The organism is Longimicrobium sp. (assembly GCF_036280135.1).
Lineage (GTDB): Bacteria > Gemmatimonadota > Gemmatimonadetes > Longimicrobiales > Longimicrobiaceae > Longimicrobium.
Map to the genome: position 1 here is coordinate 1 of NZ_DASURI010000900.1, position 3,595 is coordinate 3,595.

Here is a 3,595-nt window from a genome sequence, read left to right on the forward strand (position 1 = left end):
CGCGCAAAGCCAGGGCGTCGCCGGACCGCGAGACGTCAAGACGGCGGACCTGCGCGCGTACATGATGCTGCTCAAGGACCTGGGGCTGGAGGCGTCGTCCATCGCGCGCAACGTGGCGGCCATCCGCACGTACTTTCGCTTCCTTCTGGGCGAGAACCTGGTGGTGGCGGACCCCAGCGAGCGCATCGAGACGCCGCGCGGCTGGAAGAAGCTGCCCGACGTGCTGTCCGTGGACGAGATCGGCCGGCTGGTGGAATCGCCGGACCTGGCGCGACCGCTGGCCTGGCGTGACCGCGCCATGCTGGAGTTCGCCTACGCCAGCGGCGTGCGCGTGAGCGAGCTCGTGGACCTGCGTCTGCGCAACCTGCACCTGGACGAGGAGTTCGCCAGCGTCTTCGGCAAGGGCGGCAAGGAGCGGCTGGTGCCCATCGGGCGGCGGGCCGTGGGCGCGCTGGCCATCTACCTGCGCGAGACGCGGCCGCGGCTGGACCGCGGCAAGTCGGACGGCCGCGTGTTTCTCAACGCCCGCGGCGGGCCGCTCACGCGGATGGGCGTGTGGAAGATCCTGCAGCAGCACGTGGAGGCGGCCGGCATCGAGAAGCACGTGAGCCCACACACGCTGCGGCACTCGTTCGCCACGCACCTGCTGGAGGGCGGCGCGGACCTCGTGGCCGTGCAGGAGATGCTGGGCCACGCCGACATCAGCACCACGCAGATCTACACGCACGTGGACCGTACCTTCCTGCGCCAGACCCACAAGTCCTTTCACCCGCGCGGGTGACGTGATCGATGCCGCCGCACTCCGATGGATTGGCGCCGCCGCAGCGTGCTCCTGCTGGTTCCTGATCTTCTGCCGAGCATGACACACGACACCCCGTCGGCTGAACGGGAACACGAGACGCCTCGTCGGCCGATGGTACGCGAACTCATCGACCGCATCCGCGCAGACGCGCGCGCGTACGGGGGCACGCTGCCGCGCGAGGCGGCGATCGCGTGGGAGGGCTACCTGGCCGGCCTCATCGAGTGGACGTCCTCAGCGTCTCCGAGCACGCCGCGCTCTGCGGCCTGCTCCCCGACGTGGCCGACAGCCCCGTGCACCACATCCTGCCGGGGCGGGAAGAGAATGGATGAAACCCGGAGCCGCGCCATCCGTCGTCTGGAGGTGGAACGACGCGGATGTCCGCAGGACGATCCGACGAACCTGGAGCCGATGATGACCAACACGCTGAGATCCTACTGGCGGCCGATCTTCTGCGCGGCCGTGCTGATCGTGTCGTTCGCGATCCCGTTCTTCGCACGTCCGACCATCGATCGGACGGACGCGCTCCGGTTCACCCTCGTGGGGATGTGGCTCGCGCTGGCGCTGCTGCACGCGCTGCTCGCCCTGACAATGCCCGCGCCCTCCCGGGGCTGGCGCATACACGACATCCTGAGCGTAGCGGTGCTGATTGGGCTTGCGTGGTATGAAGCGCGCTGGCCGGGCAGCCTGCCCAACTCCACGCCGGAGCGCATTGCGGGGCCGTGGGCGGCCGCGGGCTTGGGAGGCGCGCTCACCGCGGGGCGAAGCCTTGCGCGCCAGGGAAGCGCTGAGGCGCGGGAGGCGTGACCCCGCGCCGCCGCCGTGCTCCGACTACCGCGACGCGCTGCGGGCGGTGAAGGGGCGCGCGAGGGTAAAGTGGTAGACGGGCTGCTTGTTCTCCATCATCACGTGCACGGCGCCCTGCGTGCGCAGCTCGGCCAGGGCGCGGCCCAGCTCGGCCTGCAGCACGCGGGCGTTCTCCTTTCCCAGCTCCTCCAGCATCTCCGCCTCCAGCGCCCACGCCATGCTCGCATCCGCGCCCGGCGCGGGGACGGCGAAGCGCTCGTGCGACACGTCCACCGTGGTGCCGAACTCGTGCGCGCTGCGCGTTTGCGAGGCGTATGAGTTGATGCGGCGCAGGTCCGCCTGCGTATCGTCCGTCCGCAGCGCCGACGTCACCTTCATCCGGTAGCGGGGCAGCCCCAGCTGGTCCAGCCGCGCGTGAAAGCGACGCCCCAGCTCCACCAGGTTGGCGCGCGTGTCGGGCGTGACGTACGGCGTGGAGTGGTCCATGTTGCGCAGCACCCAGAACTCCGTGCTGTCGCCCAGGGCCACCAGCCGGCCCTCGCGCACCAGGCGCTGCGTCTCGGCGTCGCCCGACACGCGCAGCCCCAGCCGCTGGGCGGACGCGACCTGCATGGCGTTCTTGTCCAGCCGCAGCTCCGCCACCTCGCGCGCCTTGAGCCGGCTCCCCTTGGCGAACGCGGCCGTGACGGACTGCCGCAGGGCGTCGATGCGCGTGCGCTCGCGGGCGCTGTCCGCGGCCGTCATGGGGCGCGGAGGCGGCGGCGGGGCAGGGCGGGCGGCCTGCGCCACGGCCGCCGGCGCGTCCTGCGCCGAGACGTCGTAGCCCCGGTGCTCGTCGCCCCCGCAGCCGGCGGCGGCCACCGCCAGCGCCCCGGCAAGAATCCAGCTTCGCATCGCGCATCCCTGGTAAAGACCCTACCACGTGATGGCGGATGCACGGGCTAAATGCATGCCATCCCGTGCGATGCGACGTACTTTGCGAGATGGGCGTTGAAGAGAGAAAGAAGACAAGGAGATTCGGCGTGAACTGGCGATCCATGACCCTGCTCGTCGGGCTTGCGGCCGCATCCGGCTGCCAGCGTCTGATCGCTCCCGGCGCGCCGCAGCCCCGAGCGGACGACGAGGTGTTCGGAGCCGCCGCGACGCACGTGGCCGCCGATGAGGGCTGGGAGGTGCGCGTCGATCCGCGGTTGATGGACAGCGTCCGGACCGCGTTCGATCCGGCGCTGGATTCCGGCGCCGCGCCAATGCCCCACTTCGCGCGAGACGCGCGGGTGGAGCAGGCCCGCGCGCGGACGCTGGACAGGGCCGGCATCCCGCACGGGCACATGGATGCGTTCGTGGCCTGCACGGCCTACATCGGCGGCATCCCGACCGACTCCGCCGCCGCCGACCCGGATTTTTCCGCGCGCCGGAGGGAGTGCCTGGACCGGCACGCGCGAACGGCCGTGGCATCGCTCGGCCGGGCGCGCATGCTGGGGGACGGGCGGTGGAGCATTCGCGTGTACGTTCTGACGCCCGTTTCACGCGCGGTCTACGACCTGCTCCTGGCGCGTGCGGACGACGGGTGGAACGTCGACGGGCGCCAGTCCCTGCTCGATGTAACCATGTAGCCGGCGACGAGCCGAAGGTCACGATGACGAAGCGCCGCCCCTCGCGGGGCGGTGCTTCGTGGTTTTACCGGACGGGATCGGCAGGTCCGCTGAGCGGACGCGAGGGCGAAGCACCAAAACGACAGCGTTGCGCATAATCATTTAAAGACACATATTGAAGAATCCAGACATTTTCGCCCGTCACATCCGACGGGAGTGCGTCCGCAACATCTCTCCAGGGGAGGTACCGATGAACAAGATCAAGCTCACGATCGAGGACCTGCAGGTGAATTCGTTCGCAACCAGCGAGACGGAACATGCCACGGGCACGGTGAACGCGCACGGCCAGCAGGCGTTCGTGACGGCGCTGCCCGGCTGCGTCCCCGGCTGCAACACG

General features: G+C 70.2%; 5 protein-coding genes. 4 read left to right on the top strand and 1 reads right to left on the bottom strand.

What is annotated here, in order from left to right:
• Together VFZ20_RS29055 and VFZ20_RS29060 are read left to right on the top strand one after the other, a co-directional pair.
• A partial coding sequence (locus tag VFZ20_RS29055) for a site-specific tyrosine recombinase (RefSeq protein WP_329687472.1) occupies nt 1-781 on the top strand: 781 nt, incomplete at its 5' end.
• Between the two features lie 429 nt (nt 782-1,210).
• The gene (locus VFZ20_RS29060) at nt 1,211-1,606 is read left to right on the top strand and encodes a hypothetical protein (RefSeq protein ID WP_329687473.1); all 396 of its coding nucleotides are present in this window, start codon (nt 1,211-1,213) and stop codon (nt 1,604-1,606) included.
• Nucleotides 1,607-1,630: 24 nt separating this feature from the next.
• Here the strand turns inward: VFZ20_RS29060 and VFZ20_RS29065 are convergent, their stop codons facing one another.
• The gene (locus VFZ20_RS29065) at nt 1,631-2,500 is read right to left on the bottom strand and encodes a DUF5715 family protein (RefSeq protein ID WP_329687474.1); all 870 of its coding nucleotides are present in this window, start codon (nt 2,498-2,500) and stop codon (nt 1,631-1,633) included.
• 143 nt (nt 2,501-2,643) lie between these two features.
• Here VFZ20_RS29065 and VFZ20_RS29070 point away from each other — a divergent pair, with 143 nt between their 5' ends.
• Together VFZ20_RS29070 and VFZ20_RS33000 are read left to right on the top strand one after the other, a co-directional pair.
• A complete protein-coding gene (locus VFZ20_RS29070) occupies nt 2,644-3,219 on the top strand; it encodes a hypothetical protein (RefSeq protein ID WP_329687475.1) in 576 nt (191 codons plus the stop codon).
• A gap of 229 nt (nt 3,220-3,448) precedes the next feature.
• Nucleotides 3,449-3,595: pinensin family lanthipeptide (locus VFZ20_RS33000; RefSeq protein WP_414682957.1), on the top strand; the 147-nt coding region annotated here is incomplete at its 3' end.